This window comes from Streptomyces sp. NTD91 (assembly GCF_059510455.1).
Window position 1 is genome coordinate 146,827 of sequence record NZ_JCAJZW010000005.1, and the last position, 19,216, is coordinate 166,042.

Genomic DNA, 19,216 nt, shown 5'->3' on the forward strand with positions numbered 1-19,216 from the left:
GCCCTCGTGAAAGCCGCCGTACCCGGTCACGGTGCCTCCCGCCCGTCGTACCGGTGGCGCGCCGAGTCGCTCACCCGGATCAGCAGCGCCACCATCACCCAGTTGGTGACCACCGAGGAGCCGCCCTGGGCGAGGAACGGCATCGCCATGCCGGTCAGCGGGATCAGCCCGGTGACCCCGCCCGCGATCACGAACACCTGCAGCGCCAGGACCGAGGCCAGCCCGACCGCGAGCAGCCGGCCGAACGGCTCGCGCAGGGCGAGGCCGGCCCGGTAGCCGCGCTCGATCAGCAGCGCGTACAGCAGGATGACCGCCGCGAGCCCCGCGAGCCCCAGTTCCTCGCCGGCCGTGGCCAGGATGAAGTCGGACTTGGCGGCGAAGCCGATCAGGACGGAGTGGCCGAGCCCGAGCCCGGTGCCGAGGACTCCGCCCGCCGCGAACGCGAACAGCGACTGGGAGAGCTGGTTCGGGCCCTGCCCGGCCTCGATGGTGGCGAAGGGATGCAGCCAGTCCGTGATGCGCTGGTGCACATGCGGTTCCGTCCGGCCCACGGCCACCGCGCCGAGGACCGCGAGCAGCAGCCCGACCGCGATCCAGCCGGTCCGCCCCGTGGCGACGTACAGCAGCACCACGAACAGCGCGAAGAACAGCAGCGAGGTGCCCAGGTCCCGCTCCAGGACCAGGACGCCGACGCTCAGCAGCCAGATCGTCACGATCGGCCCGAGCACCCGCCCGGTGGGGAACTGCAGCAGCCACAGCCGCCGGCCGGTGTAGGCGAGCGCGTTGCGGTTGGCGGCCAGATAGGCGGCGAAGAACACCGCGAGCATCATTTTCGCGAACTCGCCCGGCTGGATGGAGAATCCGGCGATCCGGATCCAGATCCGGGCGCCGTTGACCGGGGGGAACAGGATCGGCAGCGCCAGCAGCGCGAGCGCGACGGCGACGCAGACGTACGCGTACCGCTGGAGCACCCGGTGGTCGCGCAGCACCAGCACCACGGCGATGAACAGCCCCACCCCGAGCGTGGACCACACGAGCTGGGCCGGAGCGGCCTCCTGGCCCGGGGTCTCCAGGTCCAGCCGGTAGATCAGGACCAGCCCCAGTCCGTTGAGCAGCACGGCGATCGGCAGGAAGAGCGGATCGGCGTACGGTGCCCGGATCCGCACCGCCAGATGCGCGCACAGCGCGAGCACCCCGAGCCCGGCGCCGTAACCGACGGCGTCGGGCGGGACGGTGCCGGTCCGGGCCAGTCCCACCGCGCAGTACCCGTACACGGCCAGCAGCACGGCCAGCAGGATCAGGGCGAGTTCGATGCCACGGCGCCGGGCGAGGCGTACGGGCGGGGGAGCCTGCGCCGCCACGGTGGTTCCGGCCTTGGTCATGCCCGGAACCTACCCAAACGGGACGTCTCGCCGCCGTGGGGCACCCCGAAGGGGCCCGGGACCGTATCCATGTGCGGCTCCGGCGCGTGGGTGCGGGAGACACCGAGGGATCCGTCACCGGGAGGCGACCGGCGGTCCGGGGCGCTATGCCTTCTCGGTCGCGGGCAGGATCAGCGTCGCGACCGCCCCGCCGTCCACGGCGTTCGCGAAGTACAACCGCGCCCCCAGCACCTCCGCCTGCCCCACGGCGATGGTCAGCCCCAGCCCGTGCCCGGTGGCACCGCCCTCCGTACGGAAGCGCTGCGGCCCATGGGCCACCAGATACTCGGGGTATCCGGTTCCGTGGTCCCGGACGGTCACGACGGCCCCGTTCACCGTCAGCACCACCGGCGGCGCCCCGTGCTTGTGCGCGTTGGCCACGAGGTTCCCCAGCACCCGTTCCAGGCGCCGCCGGTCGGTCTCCACGCGCGCGTCGGCGAGGACCCGCACCTCCGTGTCGGTGCCCGAGGCCCGTACCACCCTCCGGGCCAGTGCCCCCAGCTCCTCGGTGTCCGCGTCCAGCTTCTCCCGCCCGGTGTCCAGCCGGGAGATCTCCAGCAGGTCCTCGGTCAGGGTGCGCAGCGCCGCCACCCGGTCGCGCACCAGCTCCGTCGGCCGGCCCGGTGGCAGCAGCTCGGCCGCCGCGTGCAGGCCGGTCAGCGGGGTGCGCAGCTCGTGCGCCACGTCCGCGGTGAAGCGCTGCTCGCTCAGCAGCTTGCTCTGCAGCGTCGCGGCCATCGTGTCCAGGGCCGCGGCCACCGCGGCCACCTCGTCCTGCGGGCGGGACGGGTCCTTCGTGCGCGGGTCGTCCACGCGCGCGTCCAGGTCGCCCGCGCTGATCCGGCGGGCGACCTGCGCGGTGCCGTGCAGCCGCCGTGTCACCCGGGTCACCGCGAACACGCCGACCAGCACCGTCGCCCCGATCGCCAGCCCCGACGACCACAGGATGGAGTTGTCGAGCCCGGCGATGGTGCGGGACTGCTGCGAGTAGTCGAGGGCCACGGCGAGCGCCCGGTGCCCGGTCACCGGGCCCGCCGCCCACATGGTGGGGCGCCCGTCGTACGAGGAGACCATCGTGCCGCGCTCGCCGGCCGCCGCGAGCCGCCGCAACGGCGCGGGCAGCCCCTCGGGGTCCACACCGGCGCTCGGCGGCAGCGCGTCCCCGGCCTCGTACGCCGCGGTGGCGTCCGCGAGGTGGGACAGTGCCCGGCCGCGGGCCTGGCCGACGGTCTGGTTGGTCACCGAGACGTGCACCAGGACGCTGAGCAGCGCGGCCAGCGCACAGCACATCACCGTGATGAAGGCGGCGGCCTTCACGGCGAGCGGCCCGGCCCACCGGGGGAGCGCGAGCCTCATGGCGCGCTCGCGGAGGGGGAGCCGGACGGGGAGGGGGACGGCGAGGGCTTCTTGGCGTGCCGGCCGTCACCGGTGTGGAGGTACTCGTCGCGGGAGAAGACCATCGCGCGCTGTCCCGGGTCCCACACCCAGGTCGTGCGGTACTCGTAGCCGGAGATGTCGGCGGGCGAGCGCTCGATCAACGTCCGGCCGGCCAGCTCCACGCCGATGATCGCGTCGTTGTCGGACAGCACCTGCACCAGCCTGTGCTTCTCGACGGTGTAGACCCGTACGGCCGTCTGGTTGGTCGGGTAGAGCCGGAAACCGAGCGTCATGTCGTCCCGGCCGTCGCCCGTGAGGTCCCGGTAGTACGGCTTCAGCAGCGGGCAGCGGGCCTGGTCGCCGCCGGCCCGGCAGTCCCTGAGCCGGTCCACGGTCGCGTGGTACGGCCCCTTCGACCCGTAGTCGTCCGGATGAGCCCGGATCTCGGCCTCGACCACGTCCACGGGGTCGATCTTGCGGATGTCGTCACCGGGGACCGCGACGCCCTTGACGACCTCCCGGGTCGCCACGTCGTAGGGGTAGGCGGGGCTGGACGCCGGACGCAGGTCGGGCCAGAGCTTGGCGGGGCTGACCGCGGGCGGCGTCGCGCCGGCGCCTCGCAGCCCTGCCGCGTCTCCGCAGGCCGCCGCCGTCCCCGAGAGGAGGACGACGGCGGCCGCGGCGAGGGCGGTGCGCGCGGAACGGCGGGCTGGCACGGTGCTCCTGGGATCTCGGGGCCGGTCGGGGCCCATACACCTTATGCGTAGACGGGTAAATTCCGATCTAAGTACTTTTTGCACCCGTGAGAGTGACGCCTGTGCGTCCTTCCGGGTGACGCCGGAAGAGAGGCTACTCGGCCAGTTCCTCCAGCAGCCGCACGGTCGACAGGCCCGCGCGCAGATACTCCACGAACAGCTCGTTGTGCAGTGCCCACGCCGAGCGCCGGGACCGGATCAGCCGGATCACCTCGTCGGGCGAGGCCTGCCCGCGCTGCACCAGGGCATGCGCGACGACCAGACCCGAACGGTTGTACCCGTGGTAGCAGCGCACGAGCACCCGGCGGCCGGCGTCCAGCGCCTCGTTCGCCGCGCGCGCCAGCCGGATCACCCCGGCCAGCTGGGTCCCGTCGAGCGGCCCGTCCGGAATCGGCCACACATGGTGCTCGACACCCGGATCGGGGCCGTACCCCGGCAGCCGCAGCAGCGTCTGCACCACATCGAACTCGTCATGGACGACGGCGAGCTCCGGCCGTCCCGAACGGCCACGGAACTCGTGCCCGCCCATCCACAGGCCGGGCACGATCTCGTTCCACGGGCTCTCCGGAGCCGGTACGTCGGGCTGCTTTCCGCGGATCCGCAACGGCGCCTCCCCAACTCCCCCTCGCGGGGCCGCCCCCCACGGTAACCGGTCTTGCCCCGGGAGCACCCCGCCTGTTCCCATGGTCGAGGGGTGATGGCGCATGAGCGCACTGCGCGTGGTGCCGGCGTATCGGCACGGCCGGGAACGGCTTTACGTCTGCCGCCCGGACGGATCCGGCGTCGCCTGGTACGACCGTGAGACAGGCCGGGTCAACCTGCTCGGCGAGGACAGCAGGGACGACGTGCTCGAGGCCCTGAAACCGTTCCTGACCGGCCCGGTCACCGTGGGCCCGCCACCGGTCCCGACCCCCGCGGAACTCGCCCGGCTGACTCTCCACCCCGACGACGACCTGGCGCCCAACCGCCCGGGCGAGGCCCTGCTCGTCGACCTCGACCGCGACCCCGGCCCCGCCCGCCGGCTGCGCCCCGACCCGCGCCGGCGCGCCCTGAGTGCCGAGGAGACCGTCGGCACGGCGCTGGACGGCCTGGAGGGCGCCGGCTGGCACACCCTGCACTCCATATCCCTGCCCGGCGGCGACCGCATCCACCATCTCCTGCTCGGCCCCGGGGGCCTGTTCGCCGTACACGCCCTGTACGCCCGCAAGGCACGGGTGCGGATCGCCGACCCCATGGTCACCGTGGGCCGCCGCGAGCCCGAGCCCCTGCTGCGCCGGCTGCGCGCCGTCGCCGACCGGGCCTCCTACGCCCTGACCGCCGAGGTCCGCCCGGTCCTGGCCCTGGCCGGCCCGGCCGACGTGACCATGACGATTCGGCCGAGGACGGTACGGATCCTCCAGGACACCGAGCTGACCGGCCTGGGTCGGCTGGGAGGGGTCCTGAAACCGGCGGACGTGGAGGCGCTGCACGCGATGGCACGGGACCGCAGGACGTGGGGAAGGGTCTAGGTGTTCTGTCTCGGGAGGTTGTGGACGGGTGAGCCAGGTCTCGGCTGAGGGATCTTGAACGGGTGCGGCCTTCCGGTGCCTGCCGGGGCACCAGCCAGGGGGTTTCGTTCGGATCGGCCCGGGTCCGCGACGCCCGGCACGGCACCTCGCCGCGTTGCCGGACCACCCGAGCACGCCCGGTACGCGGGTGGCCCTCCGCCGTGCGACACACCGCACCGGACGCCGCGGCCTGTCCGACCTGATCCGAACGCCCCCCGGGGCGTGCCGCTCGGACAGGTGGGGGAGGCACCCGGCTGGGGTGCGGCGGCTCTCCTGACGGGAACGTTCGCCCCTGGCTGCCTTGACCCGCTGCTGCGCGGGCACCCCGGCTCGCGGCGCCCTCGTCCCCGGCCCTCCCGCCCGGGGAGCCCGGCCCGTTGTCCTGACCGGAGTTCTCGGCTCCCACCGCCGGGCCGGCATCGTCCTGACCGGGACGGATGCCCGCCGGCGACCTGCGGGGGCCCTGGTCAGGGCAACGGGGCCGCCGCCCCCGCGTCCAGCAGCGGCGCCATCAGGTCACCGAGATCCTGGAGCCGTGGCGCGATGTCGCCGGCCTGGAACTCCAGCTGTCCCGGGCTGCGGCACTGCGCGACCTCCTCCCAGGTCACGGGCGCGGACACGAGCGGCGCGCGGCGGGCGCGCAGCGTATAGGGCGTGGCCGTGGTCTTGCGGGCCGCGTTCTGGCTCCAGTCGACGAACACCTTTCCCGGTCTCAGGCTCTTCGTCATCCGGTGCACCACCAGCCGCGGCATCGCCCGCTCGGCCTCCACGGCGAGCGCCTTCGCGTAGTCGCTGGTCCGCTCGGAGGACGAGCCCCGGACGGAAGCCAGCAGGTGCAGCCCCTTCGACCCGGCCGTCTTCGGGTACGCCTCGATGCCGTCCGCCGCGAGCCGGTCCCGCAACCACAGGGCGACCTCGCAGCAGTGGACGACGTTCGCGGGCGCGCCCGGGTCGAGGTCGAAGACCAGCCGGTCGGCCAGGTGCGGCGACTGCACCAGCCACTGGTGCGTGTGGAACTCGGTGACGAGGTTCGCCGCCCAGACCAGACTCGGCAGATCCTGTACGACGACCATCCGGGCCGGACTGTCCGCCGACGACCGCGGCACCTCGGCCGTCGTGACCCACTCGGGCGTACCCGGCGGGACGTTCTTGGTGAAGAACAGCTGCCCGTCCGGTCCGTCCGGATAGCGCAGGAAGGACACGGCCCGGTCGCGCAGATGCGGCAGCAGCGCACCGGCGCCGGTCGCGTAGTAGTGCACCAGCTCCGCCTTGGTGAAGCCGCTCTCCGGGTACAGCACCTTCTCCAGGTTGCTGAGCGCGACCCGCCGCCCCTCCACCTCTGTGATAGGCGTCATAGGATGACAATCCCAGAAAAACCGGCGAAGTCGTTGTAATCGCTTGATCCCTACGATCGGCCATCGGCGCAGGAAGGGTGCGGCTCGTGCGATCGATATGGAACGGCGCCCTCTCCTTCGGGCTCGTGAGCATCCCGATCAAGCTGGTGAACGCCACGGAGAGCCACGCGATCTCCTTCCGCCAGATCCACACCGAGGACAACGGCCGCATCCGCTACCGCAAGGTCTGCGAACTGGAGGACCGCGAAGTCAGCCAGGCCGAGATCGGCAAGGGGTACGAGGACGCGGACGGCTCGATCATCCCCATCACCGACGAGGACCTCTCCCACCTTCCCATCCCGACCGCCCGCACCATCGAGATCGTGGCCTTCGTACCGGCCGAACGGATCGACCCGCTCCAGATGGGCGCGGCGTACTACCTCGCCGCCGGCGGAGCCCCGGCCGCCAAGCCGTACGTCCTGCTCCGCGCGGCCCTCGAACGCAGCAACAAGGTCGCCATCGCCAAGTACGCCCTGCGCGGCCGCGAACGCCTCGGCATGCTCCGCGTAATCGGCGACGCGATCGCCATGCACGGCCTGCTGTGGCCTGACGAGGTCCGCGCCCCCGAGGGTGTGGCCCCCGACACCTCCGTCGCCGTCCGCGACAAGGAACTCGACCTGGCGGACGCTTTGATGGACACCCTCGGCGAGGTCGACCTCGAGGACCTCCACGACGAGTACCGCGAGGCCCTGGAGGAGGTCATCGCCGCGAAGGCCTCCGGCGAGGCCCCGCCCAAGGCACCCGAGCCGGCTGCCGGAGGCACGGTGCTGGACCTGATGGCCGCGCTGGAGAGCAGCGTCCGCGCGGCGCGCGAGTCCCGGGGCGAACGGCCCGCCGGAGCACGGGGCGAGGTCAGACCACTGTCCCGCAGGGCGGCACCCAAGGCGGCCGGAAGCAAGAAGTCGACCGCCACGGCCAGGAAGGCGACCGCCGCGAAGAAGACGGGGGCCACCCGGAAGCCGACGTCCGGGACGGTGGGGACGACAAGGACGGCTCAGGCGACGGAGAAGACGGCGGCCTCGAAGGGCACGGCGAGGGCCGGGGCGGCGACGAAGAAGGCGGCGGCGGGAAAGACGGCGGCGGGTAAGACGGCGGCGGGTAAGACGGCGGCGAAGACCGCGTCCCGCAAGCGGACGGCGTGAGAGCCGTCCTTTCGGCGCTGCGGGCGGACGGGGCAAAGCGGTGCGTGCCGGACGTGAGCCCGGCACGCGTTCGCGCCACCGGTGCTGTCGCTGTTCCCGCATTCGAGGGGCCGTGATCGCCCCGGGCGTCGATGCGACGCGGCGGTCCAACCCTCCCCAGCGCGTCGCGCTTACACTTTCGCATGCCGTCACAGAGCGTGAGGAACAATGTGAGAAGTGTGATCGAAACGCTGCGTGGCCCACGACGCCACATTGTGCTCGGCGCAGTTCTGGCCGTCGCGCTCGTCGCCCAGTCAGCTGCGCTCATCGACCAGCAGATGCAGATCGACGATCTGCAGGTACAGCCCATCGACCTCCAGCAGCGCCTCGAACCCGGTCCCCCGGGCCCGTCCGGCCCCTCGGGCCCTCCCGGCCCGGCGGGCCCCATCGGGCCGCCCGGCAAGGACGGAAAGGACGGCAAGGACGGGCGGGACGGCCACGACGGAAAGGACGGCAAGGACGGCAAGGACGCTGTCGCCCCGCCGGCGTCGAGCAGCCATGGGACGTCGTAGTCCCACGGCCGCAGCGCAAGGGCAGGGCGGCGCCATCGGCCCGGCCGGCGAAGCCCGACGGACCGGTCCGACACGCATGTCCCCTCGCCCGAATCCTCGTCACTTGCCCCCACTCCGTCACCCACCGTGAGGAATGAAGTGAGTAACGTCAACGAGACGCCGCGTGCCCCACGGCGCCGCCTTGCGCTCGGCGCGGTGCTGACCATTGCGCTCGTCGCCCAGTCGGCCGCGCTCGTCGCCCACCAACAGCAACTCGACGAACTCCGATCACGGCGCGTCGACCTGATGGGGACCGGCACACTGCAGGGCCCGCCCGGCCCCTCCGGCCCCTCGGGCCCCTCCGGCCCCGCGGGCCCGACAGGAAGGCGGGGACCGGACGGCAGAATCGGCCATCGCGGCAGGAGGGGCCACAACGGAAGAAGAGGGATGAACGGCAGGAACGGCCGAGTCATCCACGTCGAGCCCGGGGAGGACGACGTCAAGCAGGACGACGTCAAGCAGGACGACGTCAAGCAGAGCGACATCAAGCAGAACGACAACGAGCGGGATGACAACGAGTGAACGAGAAAGCCTATTGTGCTGCCTCGCCGCGCTTCGTTCCCCGGGTACGTCTCCTCGTGCCGGCCGGCGGCGGGTCCGGACTTCGCGCTCTCGGGGCATGAAGGCGCAAGCGGCCCGCCGTCGGCCTGATCGAGCCGACGACAGCCGCAGCCACAACTCCGCGACCACTGCCTTCCGTCTTCATCCCGTTGACACCGTCGGGCCGCCGCGCGACCGCGCCGACCGCACAGCACCCGTACAACAAGACGTCACCCGGTGGTCCGGCAGCCCGCGGAAAGACACTGGACGCAGGATCGTGGGATCGACCATGATCCCGGCGTGCACATACCGAGACGATACGCCGAGGTCCTCGCCGCAACCCTTCTGGCGGCAGCGCTGGCCGGCTGCTCGACGCCACACTCCCGCCCGTCATCGGCGGCCACGGGCTCGACGGCGTCACCTCCGCCCACCCCCGCCATCCCGTCCTCACCCTCGGACGCGGCCGCCTCTGGAGCGGGAGCCCAGCTCATGGCCGCCATCCTCCCGGTACCGGCAGGCGCGCATGCCTGGACCGACCGCAACGGCCCGCTGGACCTGGACGGCTTCGCCCACGGGCTCTTCGCCGCGGACGTCGTCTCGCGGGAGAAGGCCGTGCTCGAACGCCGACACTTCGTCGCGGCCGCGCGACAGGGCTGGATCGACGTCGACGAGAGCCAGGCCGACATCCTCCTCGTACGGTTCGCCGCACCCACCGGCGCCGAGAGCATGTACAAGTCCATGGTCGCCACCTGGCAGGCCCGAAGCACACCGCACCGTCAGACCTTCGCGGACCCCGCGGACCACGCCACCGGCTCCGTCATCACCACCCTCGACAACCTCGGCAACGCCGGCGTCAAACTCATCAGCGTCCGCAGCAACCTGTTCGTCTACATCCACTACTTCACCGCCGCGACCCCCGACCGCGGCGGAGCGGAGGCACTCCTGCACCGCCAACTCAACGCCCTCCCCAAGTAGGAGACGCGCTGGCATCCTCGCGGACAGCCGCTTCCCGGCCCGCTCCAGTGCACCCGAGGACCACCGGAGGCAGGCCGCCGGACCGATGCCCAAGTAGGAGACGCGCTGGCATCCTCGCGGACAGCCGCTTCCCGGCCCGCTCCAGTGCACCCGAGGACCACCGGAGGCAGGCCGCCGGACCGATCCCGTGGTCATCGGCTGCTCCTCGCAGACGCCCGTGCGCGGCCCCGCAACGGCACGTTGGTGGTGGACGGGGTCGCCTGACGGGGGCGCGGACCGCCCCTGTCCCGAAATCCACCCCGGCGACGAGACCGCATGACCCCGTCCGTACCCCGTCCCACACGTCCCGGCCACGCGCAAAGCGGTCCTGTACTCACGCAACCACCCGGTCGAGATCACCGACCAAGGCCGTGCCCGATCAAGCTCGTCCCCGTACTCGATGGCGATACGGCTTCTCGTGCCAGAGCCCATCACAACTCGGCAACGGCGCGCTGCGTGATCGTCCGTGCCTGGAGAGATGGCGCTCCAAACGGAATGTCAGAAGGGCGTAGAACATGGGCTTCTCCTACCGTAAGAGCTTCAAGGCGGGCCCGTTTCGCGTCACAGCCTCCAAGTCGGGGATCAGCTACTCGGCCGGCGTGAAGGGCCTCCGAGTGACCAAGCGGGCCAACGGCCGTGTGCAGACCACCGTCTCCGCTCCCGGGACCGGTCTGCGCTACACCACGAGCAGCAGGGGCAAGCGGCAGGGTGCTGGCACCTCGAGCACAGCAGTGAACGTCGCTGTGACCGCCGACTCGGCGGCGCACCGTGAAGGCAGGAGGCGGCGTCCCGGAGCGTGGTACTTCGCGATTGTGCTTCTGTCGGTCGGCCTGTTCAGCGCGATACCTTCGCTCACGCGGCGGCCCGACTGGGCCGTAAGGACCTGCGACTTCGGGCTGGAATCCATGCGGCCGTCGCAGTCGTGCCGGGTGTCTCGTCTCGATCACGCCGCAGGACGCCCAGGGGAACCCGGTCGGCACAGCCGGCCACGCGCTGAGCACGATCTCTGCGTTTCTGGCCTTGGCTGTGATGGCGGCAGCCTGCTTCCAGTTGGTCTCGCTCCGCCGCGAGGTCTACGGCCCCGACACGGATCCGGCAGTGCCTGCTCACCTCGTGGTTGCCGATCCGGTCGTCGCAGCGCACCTTGCCGCCCGTGCCCGCAGGGACGAGGCGCGCGCCCTCGCGCAGAGCGACCCTGTTCTCGCCCACGACCTCCGTATCGGCCGCCCGGACGTGCCGCGCCAGTAGGACGACGGCGGCCTGATCGATCTGAACAGTGCCCCGGCCCATGTCATCGCCGAGGCGTGCTCTGTCGAGCCGTCCTTGGCCGAACAGATCGTGGCCACTCGTCAGGACCTCGGCTCTTTCGGCTCGCTGGACGAGGTGTTCGCCTTCGTCCAGGTCGAGAAAGGTGCCGCCGCACGCATCCGCGACTACGCGCTGCTCCTGCCGCGGTAGGTGTCCAGGACGGTCCGGAGTCTCGTGCCGGACCCGAGTCGAGCCTTGGCTCCGGACCGCGTGCGTGAGAACGCGGCGGTGGTTCTCCGCCTCGGCGGCAACGACACGACGACGGTCCGAGGCGGGGGGGGCGGCGGTCGGGCAGTCACCGGCCACGGGGAAGCGCGCTTGTCGCGCAGGTAGGCGCGGACGCGCTGGTAGCCGCCCCCTGTACCGAGCGGCACGATCGGTACGGGTCCGCCTGCTCCTGTGCCAAGGAGATGCTGCGAGGTGGATCTCTGGCTCCTCGGCAGGACGAGCGTCGCGGCGCAAGGCCCGATGGACGACGTCGGAAGCCTGCCCACGACGCAAGGCGATTCGCTGCGTGATGGGGCTCGCTTCGACGCCCTGGGCTGCGACGCCGGCCCGGGTGACCGAGTGCACCTGAGGGGTTTCGTTTGGATCGGGTCGGACGGGCCGCGGCGTCCGGTGCGGTGCGTCGCACGGCGGAGGATCACCCGCTACCGGGCGTACTCGGGTGGTCCGAGAACGCGGCGAGGTGCCGTGCCGGGCGTGTCCGGGTGTACCAGGAGCGCCAGGTATCGGCACTTGCTCCGCTTTCAGGCGTTCTCACGGTCGACCAGGTGGAGCAGGTGTACAGCGTCGCTCGCGATCACCAGGCATGGAACCAGGCCTGAGCCGGGGCACCCCGATGGGGCGCCGGCCGTTCCCACTGGATGGAGTCATGGGCGGCCCCGCAGGACTTGAGTGTCCGGCGTATTGTTCCGTCGCCTTCTCCCCTTACCCCTCCCGCAGAGGAGCGCCGGTGCGCAGGGTTGCCTTCATCGTCCTCGGTCTGGTCCTGATCGTCGAGGCTCTCTGGCTCTTCGTTCTGCTCGCCGGGATCACTGTGATCGCTGTGGCCTTCCCCCGCGAAACTGACCGCCCCGGCACTACGTGGACGACCTATGTCTCCTTGGCTATCGCCCTGCTCTGGGTCGTCGCATGCCTTTGGGGCGCTTTCCGGTCCTTCGCCCGTGCGTACCGCTGGCCGATCGCCTCCTGGTCCCGCGGCTTCCTCTTCCTCGCCCTCGGCCATCTCGCCGTCGCTGTCCTGACCGCAACCGACGGCTTCCCGCTCGTGGCCCTCGGCGAACTTGCGTGCGTGCCTCTTGTCCTCTTGGCTGCCCGGCCCTCGCGCTCCCGCGCCTTGACGCCAACCACCATCCCGTAGTTCAAGGACAGGGGGTGCTGTGGACCGACCGTCCAGCGACGTCGTGGCTTGGTGGGCTTCACCTGCGGGGATGCTCCAAGATCCCGTCCACGCCTTATTCACGGACCCCGACATACGGCCGCTCCGGGCCGCATACGCCTGCACAAACGCGAAGACCCCGGCCTCAGCGTTTCCGCTGGTGACGGGGTCTTTGGGCACCTCATGCAGGGTGCCCCCGGCAGGATTCGAACCTGCGCACACGGCTCCGGAGGGCGATTGATTCCTCAGTATCTGTGCTGGTCATAGCTGTTCATAGTTCGCTATGACCTGCTCCCGTCCACGGATGGTCCACGGACGACCGAGGTTGGTCAGGCCAGCTACTGGGGTTCCAGGTTCGACGGTGTCGGCCAGTCCGAGCCGACACCGGGAGGGCTGACGGCACACGTTCAGAGACCCGGGTGCTGACGAATCCTCACGGGAACGGGCCTCTGGCCCTCGTGATGCTGGTTCATGTAGATTACACTTTGATCACGCCATCACCACATGTTCTCCGCGGTGTGCATGATGATCCACATAACCGCTCACCAGCGATGTTCGTCGCCGCGAGGTACGTCGGTGACATGCTCAAGGGCGGCGGTTCAGAGGTCTGTGGTCACCAACTCTCCCAAGAACACGTACAGTTCCGTACGATTTTCTGTGGTGTTCAGGGGGTAGTGGGCGCCGCGAGGGACTTCTAGCAGGTGTGTTGTCGGGTGGGGATTGTCAGTCGCGAGCGGGGTTAGATATGAGCGGGACGGACTCGAACGATCTACCGTCCCCTGGTAGCCAACTCTTCATCGACGGCGGGATGGCTACCGTCGTCGCGGCTACCGGCGCTGGCGATGGAGTCGACCTCGTCGTGCGCCGCAGTGATGGCACGCTCACTGACGTTTCTCTGAGCCTCGTTGAGTTGCATGCGGCTGTTGTGCCTGTCAACGACGCCGGTGGTGATCCTGCCCGGGCGCTCGCCGCACTGTGGGGGCGGTGGATGCAGTATGCCGTCCCCCGCATCCGGTCCGCTGTCCTCGCCACACGCCCGCTGCGGCCTTACGCGCACCAGGACGAGGCGGTGTTCAGCCACATGCTGGCCCAGCCACGCCTGCGGTTCCTGCTCGCAGATGAACCAGGCACCGGCAAGACGATCATGACGGGTATGTACATCGCCGAGGGTACGCGGAGAGGTTTGATACCTGGCAGGACTGTGATCATCGTGCCCGCGCACCTCGTGGAGAAGTGGAAGCGGGACTTGCGTCGCTATTTCGCGATCGAGGCGGCCACAGTCACTCCTGACGTCGCCAGGGACCCGCGTGACCTCGATCCGCGCGTCAGCGTGTGGGTCGTAAGCGTGGACCTGTACACCTACAACCCGGACGTTAGGCGCAAGATTTCTGGGGCTCGGGCGTCGTGGTCGCTGACGGTCTTCGATGAAGCGCACCGGCTGACGCCTACGTCCCAATACCTCGGCGCCGCGCGGGAAGTGGCGAACCGAACTCACCACTTGCTGCTGCTCACCGCTACGCCGCACCGAGGTAAGGAGCACTACTTCCGTGGCCTGCTGAGCCTCCTGGATCCCACGCTGTATCCCTGGGATCCGCGGAAGACCGAGTACGACACTGCGCTGAGGCCTTCGACTCTGTCCTTCCTGCGGAGGATGAAGGAGGAACTGAAAGACTTCGACGGCAATGATCTCTTCCCACCTCGGTACGCCGAGACGGTGCCCGTCGACCTTAGTGGCCACGAACTCGCGGCCTACACCGCGGTGATGGACTACGTCGACACGTACTACGGCGAGAATGCGACCCTGGCCCGCTCGATTTACGGCAAGCGGGCTGCCTCTGCACTGGTGGCTGCCGCCGCTACGATCACACGACGGCACGAGGCCCTCAAGGGGCCGGCGTCCAGCCGGGTCGACGGCCCCATACCTGACGAGTTCACGCAGGGCGACGGGTCGGTCAACCTTGCCGTCGAGGACGACGAGGCGTGGGAGCGCGCCGAGGGCATCGTCGTCAACGCCCGCAGTCGCAGCAAGAGCGAGGAGCTCAGGGCGATCGACGGGGTCATCGCGGCCATTCGACTTGCCACGACTGTTGGCCCGTCCACGAAGTGGCTACGCACCCAGAAGCTCCTCACCCAGCATGGCATCGCGCCGGGTCAGGGTCAGTTGCTCATCTTTACCGAGTTCGCCGACACTGCCCGCTGGCTCGCCAGTCAGTTCACGCACGCCGGGTACAGCGTCGAGACCCTCGAGGGTGCAGTCAGGCACCATGAGCGCGACCAGCTTCAGCAGCGGTTTCTCGCCGGGGAGTTCCAGGTCCTCGTCTCCACCGACGCCGGCGGCGAGGGCATCGACCTACAGTCCGCCCACATCATGATCAACTGGGACATTCCGTGGTCCCTGGTCCGCCTCGAACAACGCATGGGCCGATTGCACCGCATCGGCCAGACCAAGCCGGTGCACATCTACCACCTCGTTGCGCCCGATACCCGTGAGGGCCGGGTCCAGGAAGTCATGCTGGGCAACCTGGAAGCCGCCGGCGAGGCGCTCGACGGACGGATCTTCGACCTGCTCGACGCAACCGCCGCCCGAGCTGGCTTCGACTACACCCGCGCGCTCATCGACGCTCAAGCCGGTCAGGCCGTCACCGTTCCCGGCACAGCCGAGTTGCTGTCCAAAGCAAGAGAGTTGGTGAGCGACGAGGATCGGCTCCACACGCCCGCCAACACCGAGGCCGCCCTCGACCGGTTCCGTAGCGACCGCCTCGAAGCGATCAACCCCGTCATCGTTGACGGCTTCGTCGACCAACTCGCCCGTGCCGAGCAGTGGCGCCTCGGCCCGGGGCCGGCCAAAGGCATCCGCCGTGTCACCTCGGCCCGCCTGTTGCCGCCCACACTCGGCGGTGAGCACGAGGCGCTCGTTGCTGCTGACGGTGCCTCTGTTCGGCAGGCGATCCACGACGGCTCTCAGGGGCTGGATGACGTCGTTGTGCTTGGGCCTACCGAGGAGCCGTTCGCCGAACTGACCGACCTCGCCCTGCGTACTGGCGAGAGCGAGCTCATTCGGGGCACGGTCCTCAGCGACCCCGCGTCGCTGACGAACTACACCGTCCTGGTCTACGACGCCGAGGTCGAGGTACATGACGGCATCCGCCGGCAGCGGCGCAAGTCCCCGGTCCTCATTCGGTACTCCGGTGCCGGGGCATTCGAGAGCGCCTGGGAGTCCCTAATGTTGCTCAGGCCCACCGGTTCCAGCCATGTCGTGCCGCCCCTATCTCCGGCGTTGCGGCACGACAGTGCACTGGAAGCCCGGGCGGCGCTTACGCGGGAGGTCGCACGCGCCCGCGCGGAGCGGGAGGCGTGGGTCGACAAGGCGCGCCAGCAGCTTGACCAGGTCGAGTACCGATATATGGACGAGCTCGAGGAGCTGCCAGCCACCGAACGGCGTGAGCGGATGTCCCGCTTCGAGGGGCTTAAGCGCCACCGTCTCGCCCAGCTTGAAGACATCAGCAAGGTCGGGCAGAGCGCTCCCCGCTTGGTCGGTTGGGCACACGTTATCGGTGAGGCCCTCGTCGACCAGCTTGGTTACGACCCTGACAGCGAAGCAGTCGCGGTGGCCACGGTCTTGGCCGAGCTGGACCGGCTCGGTTTCGACGTGGACGACCGGCAGTCCGCTGGTGTCGGCTACGACTTGCTTGCCCGGCACCGCACCACCCGAGAGCAACGCCTCGTCGAGGTCAAGGGTTTCCATGCGGGCTTGGAGCCGGTGTGGCTGGAGCAGCACGAGTGGGCTCAGGCGCAGCAGCGCGGTCAGGATTACTGGCTCTACGTCGTGGCCGACTGCGCCACATCCCCGACAGTCCTCGTCCGCGCCCAGGACCCAGCCAAGCTCCTAGCCACCGGGCCACGGCGCATCGAGCGGTTCCAGATCAAGGTTGCCGACCTGCGTCGGCTGATGGGAGAGCAGCGGTGACCACAACCACCAAGGCGCCGTCGACGGACACAGCGGCCGCCTCGGATCGCGTCAGTGACGTGCACAGCCGCCTCATCGACCACTGGTTCCCCTGCTCATCGGTCGACGCCTCCGTCGGTACCACCGCGGGATCCGGCCGCAGCGAAAAAGCACTCTTCACCTGGTTTGCCTCTCGTCCCATCGCGCAGGCTCGCGCCGCCGTTCTGACCACCCTGCTGCCTGACCGCGAAGATCTTCACGCAGATGTTCGATCGGCCATCGAAGCGGGCGACCCCACTGCGCTGCGTCGTCTGCGCGAAGCCATCGCGGAGGAGTACCCCACCGGTCGCCCTGTCGTACTCGATATCTTCAGTGGCCGAGGCATCATCCCCCTCGAAGCAGCGCGCCTCGGCGTGACCGCGGTCGGAACGGACCTCAGCCCGGTCGCAACACTGGGTGGGCGCCTCCTGGCCGACTACCCGCTGCGCGACTGGTCGACCGAGGCTGCCGTTCCCTTCGCCAGCGGACCTGAGTCGGAAGAGACGCTCTTCAGCGACGATGAGCCTCGACTGCTGCGCGACGTCCGCGCCGTACTCGCTGAAGTGAACAAGCGTGTGGCCAAGGCTGTCGCGCCCTACTACCCGACAAATAGCCGCGGCAAGGTGCCCTGGGCCTACCTGTGGGCCGTCAGCATCCCCTGTGATCAGTGCCGTCGGCGCTTCCCGCTCATCGGCAGCATGCGGCTGCAGTTTCCTTCCGGGCGTGAGGGGGACGTCGGGCAGTCGCTCGAGCTCGTCATCGACGGGGACCGATGGCGTTCCCAGGTGGTGGACGGGGACCCCGCCCAGCAGCCGACGTTCTCGGCCGCGGCGGGCCGCAAGGGCAAGAGCGCCCGCTGCCCGTTTCCGTCCTGCGGACACGTCCACACGCTCGACACCGTCAAGGCGAAGGGTTTCGCCCGCCAATATGAGGACGAAATCCTCGCCGTTGGTGAGGAGAATGAGGGTGTCGGCAAGACCTTCCGCGCCCCGACGGCTGACGAGATTACAGCCGCCAAGTCCGTCGACCTTGCCCGGCTCGACGGCTTCGGCCCTTTCACTGCTGTTCCGGACGAAGCTATCCCGCCTGGCAATCAAGACACAATCCGGGCCAGTGGCTACGGATACCGCACCTACGGCGCCCTCATGAACAACCGGCAGGCCCTACTCTTCGTGGAGACAGTCCGCGCCATCCGCGGCATTCGAACCGACCTTTTGGCTGCGCGACTCACCACCGACTACGCGGACGCGCTCACGGCCTACGCCGCAGCCACCATGCAGCGACGACTCCGGTACTCCACTCGGGGCGCGAAGCTACGCGCCTTCGGTGGCAACGCCTCGCGCAAAGGGACGTGGGTCCAGGTCCACGACATCTTCGCGGACGAGAGCAAGGTGTCCTTTCAGTTCGACTACCTCGAGGCCGGGCCGGGGACCGGTCCGGGCACCTGGGAGAGCGTGACTGACAGTGGCCTGCAGGCGCTCAAGAAGGTCATCCAGGGAAGCAATGCAGGACGTCCGGGCCGCTTCCGCCGAGCCTCCGCGACAGCCCTCCCCTTCCGCGACGGGTCGGTGGATGCGGTCGTAACTGACCCGCCGTACTACAACATGATCGACTACGCCGACGCGTCGGATCTTTTTCACGTCTGGCTGAAGCGCTGCCTTTTCGACGTGTTCCCCGATGTTTTCGATGTTCCAGGCTTGCAGGACAAGACCGACGAGATCATCGTCAAGCGCGGCAACGCCCCGGGTGAGCACCGGACTCGCGACTTCTACGAGCAGATGCTCAGCCGTGCGTTCGGCGAGGCACGGCGCGTGCTGCGCGCGGATGGCCACCTTGTCGTTGTGTTTGGGCACTCCGACCCTGACGCGTGGCGACGGCTGCTCGGAGCCCTGCGCGATGCCGGCTTCGTCGTTACCAGCTCCTGGCCGTCGAGGACCGAGACGTCCTCGACCGGGGTGGCGAGCATCAAGGTCACAGTCGCGATCGGCTGCCGCGTTGCCGCCGCGAACCGGCCAGTCGCAACCGCCGCTCAGGTCGACCGTGAGGTTGCTGAGCGGGTCAAGACCGCCGTACGGGAATGGGACCGTGACGGCCTGGCCCTCACTGACCAGCTCATGGCAGCCTACGGACCGGCGATGGAGGTCTACGGCCGCTACGCCAAAATTCTCAAGCCTGACGGCAGCCAGGCCGAACTCGACCGCTACCTCAAGCTAGCGCGCACCGCGGTCCGCGACGCAACAGCGCTCAAGCTGGACGAGCTGCCGCTTGAGACGTTCGACGCGCCCACCCGCTTCGCGGTCTTCTGGCAGCGGCTCTTCGCACGCTCGGACGTTCCCAAAGGCGAGGCCCGATTTCAGGCGCAGGCGGACAACCTGCGCCTGGAGGATCTGCGCGGCGCGCTGCTCACGGAGAGCAAGAGCGGCTACAAGTTGCGTCTCGACGCCCCGAGCGCTATCAGCGACAGGTCCTCGACGTTCGAGGTGGTCCGAGCTATGGCCGCCGCCTGGGACCAGGGCGCCACCGAAGGCGTTGCCGCTGTCGTCGCTGAGTCTGACCGGCAACCTACTGACGCGCACTTGTGGGCCGTCGTCGGGGAGATCCTCGCGCAGCTGCCTCCCAGCGACACAGTGGCCAAGGCTCTCACAGCCGTTCAGCGCAACGCCGGCACCATCGCCAACCTTGCGCACCGCGTCGCCACCGAGCTCGCCGCCAGCGAGCGCGTTGACCAGCCCACCCTTCCTTTCACCATTAAGGAGTCCTGA

General features: G+C 69.7%; 15 protein-coding genes and 2 pseudogenes. 12 read left to right on the forward strand and 5 right to left on the reverse strand.

The window, feature by feature from the left end; translation table 11 throughout:
* Window positions 1-26 precede the first annotated feature (26 nt).
* From AC5WRT_RS08185 to AC5WRT_RS08200, 4 genes are all read right to left on the reverse strand, one after another.
* Entirely contained in the window at window positions 27-1,382 is a 1,356-nt protein-coding gene (locus tag AC5WRT_RS08185) for an FtsW/RodA/SpoVE family cell cycle protein (RefSeq protein ID WP_496100052.1), read from the reverse strand.
* A 144-nt stretch (window positions 1,383-1,526) separates the two neighbouring features.
* Complete coding sequence (locus tag AC5WRT_RS08190) at window positions 1,527-2,777, reverse strand: ATP-binding protein (RefSeq protein ID WP_496093526.1); 1,251 nt, start codon at window positions 2,775-2,777, stop codon at window positions 1,527-1,529.
* A complete protein-coding gene (locus AC5WRT_RS08195; RefSeq protein ID WP_496093525.1) occupies window positions 2,774-3,514 on the reverse strand; it encodes a hypothetical protein in 741 nt (246 codons plus the stop codon). Before AC5WRT_RS08195 ends, AC5WRT_RS08190 begins: the two co-directional genes overlap by 4 nt.
* A gap of 133 nt (window positions 3,515-3,647) precedes the next feature.
* Window positions 3,648-4,157: a protein-tyrosine phosphatase family protein gene (locus AC5WRT_RS08200; protein WP_496093524.1), complete on the reverse strand. Its 510-nt coding sequence runs from the start codon at window positions 4,155-4,157 to the stop codon at window positions 3,648-3,650.
* A gap of 100 nt (window positions 4,158-4,257) precedes the next feature.
* On the opposite strand from AC5WRT_RS08200, the gene AC5WRT_RS08205 reads away from it, so the two are divergent.
* Window positions 4,258-5,061, forward strand: a complete 804-nt coding sequence (locus tag AC5WRT_RS08205) for an NERD domain-containing protein (RefSeq protein ID WP_496093523.1) — start codon at window positions 4,258-4,260, stop codon at window positions 5,059-5,061.
* Window positions 5,062-5,567: 506 nt separating this feature from the next.
* Here the strand turns inward: AC5WRT_RS08205 and ligD are convergent.
* A complete protein-coding gene (gene ligD / locus AC5WRT_RS08210) occupies window positions 5,568-6,455 on the reverse strand; it encodes a non-homologous end-joining DNA ligase (RefSeq protein ID WP_496093522.1) in 888 nt (295 codons plus the stop codon).
* An 86-nt stretch (window positions 6,456-6,541) separates the two neighbouring features.
* On the opposite strand from ligD, the gene ku reads away from it, so the two are divergent.
* The 11 genes and pseudogenes from ku to AC5WRT_RS08265 all read left to right on the forward strand — a co-directional run bounded on the left by ku (window position 6,542) and on the right by AC5WRT_RS08265 (window position 19,216).
* Window positions 6,542-7,636, forward strand: coding sequence for a non-homologous end joining protein Ku (gene ku / locus AC5WRT_RS08215; RefSeq protein WP_496093521.1), 1,095 nt, complete (start codon window positions 6,542-6,544; stop codon window positions 7,634-7,636).
* A 209-nt stretch (window positions 7,637-7,845) separates the two neighbouring features.
* Window positions 7,846-8,187, forward strand: a complete 342-nt coding sequence (locus tag AC5WRT_RS08220) for a hypothetical protein (protein WP_496093520.1) — start codon at window positions 7,846-7,848, stop codon at window positions 8,185-8,187.
* A gap of 138 nt (window positions 8,188-8,325) precedes the next feature.
* On the forward strand, window positions 8,326-8,748 hold the full coding sequence (locus AC5WRT_RS08225; RefSeq protein WP_496093519.1) for a hypothetical protein: 423 nt from the start codon (window positions 8,326-8,328) through the stop codon (window positions 8,746-8,748).
* A gap of 507 nt (window positions 8,749-9,255) precedes the next feature.
* A complete protein-coding gene (locus AC5WRT_RS08230; protein ID WP_496093518.1) occupies window positions 9,256-9,741 on the forward strand; it encodes a hypothetical protein in 486 nt (161 codons plus the stop codon).
* Window positions 9,742-10,295: 554 nt separating this feature from the next.
* Window positions 10,296-10,451, forward strand: a pseudogene (locus tag AC5WRT_RS08235) (DUF4236 domain-containing protein); the annotation flags it as partial.
* Window positions 10,452-10,809: 358 nt separating this feature from the next.
* Window positions 10,810-11,028: a hypothetical protein gene (locus tag AC5WRT_RS08240; RefSeq protein WP_496100104.1), complete on the forward strand. Its 219-nt coding sequence runs from the start codon at window positions 10,810-10,812 to the stop codon at window positions 11,026-11,028.
* Window positions 11,029-11,049: 21 nt separating this feature from the next.
* Window positions 11,050-11,238 carry a ComEA family DNA-binding protein gene (locus AC5WRT_RS08245; RefSeq protein WP_496100100.1) on the forward strand — a complete coding sequence of 63 codons (189 nt, stop codon included), beginning with the start codon at window positions 11,050-11,052 and terminating at the stop codon, window positions 11,236-11,238.
* A gap of 554 nt (window positions 11,239-11,792) precedes the next feature.
* A pseudogene (locus tag AC5WRT_RS08250) lies at window positions 11,793-11,915 on the forward strand (NERD domain-containing protein); the annotation flags it as partial.
* Between the two features lie 128 nt (window positions 11,916-12,043).
* Window positions 12,044-12,451: a hypothetical protein gene (locus tag AC5WRT_RS08255; RefSeq protein WP_496093516.1), complete on the forward strand. Its 408-nt coding sequence runs from the start codon at window positions 12,044-12,046 to the stop codon at window positions 12,449-12,451.
* A gap of 826 nt (window positions 12,452-13,277) precedes the next feature.
* A complete protein-coding gene (locus tag AC5WRT_RS08260; protein WP_496100053.1) occupies window positions 13,278-16,436 on the forward strand; it encodes a helicase-related protein in 3,159 nt (1,052 codons plus the stop codon).
* Complete coding sequence (locus AC5WRT_RS08265; RefSeq protein WP_496100054.1) at window positions 16,433-19,216, forward strand: DUF1156 domain-containing protein; 2,784 nt, start codon at window positions 16,433-16,435, stop codon at window positions 19,214-19,216. Before AC5WRT_RS08260 ends, AC5WRT_RS08265 begins: the two co-directional genes overlap by 4 nt.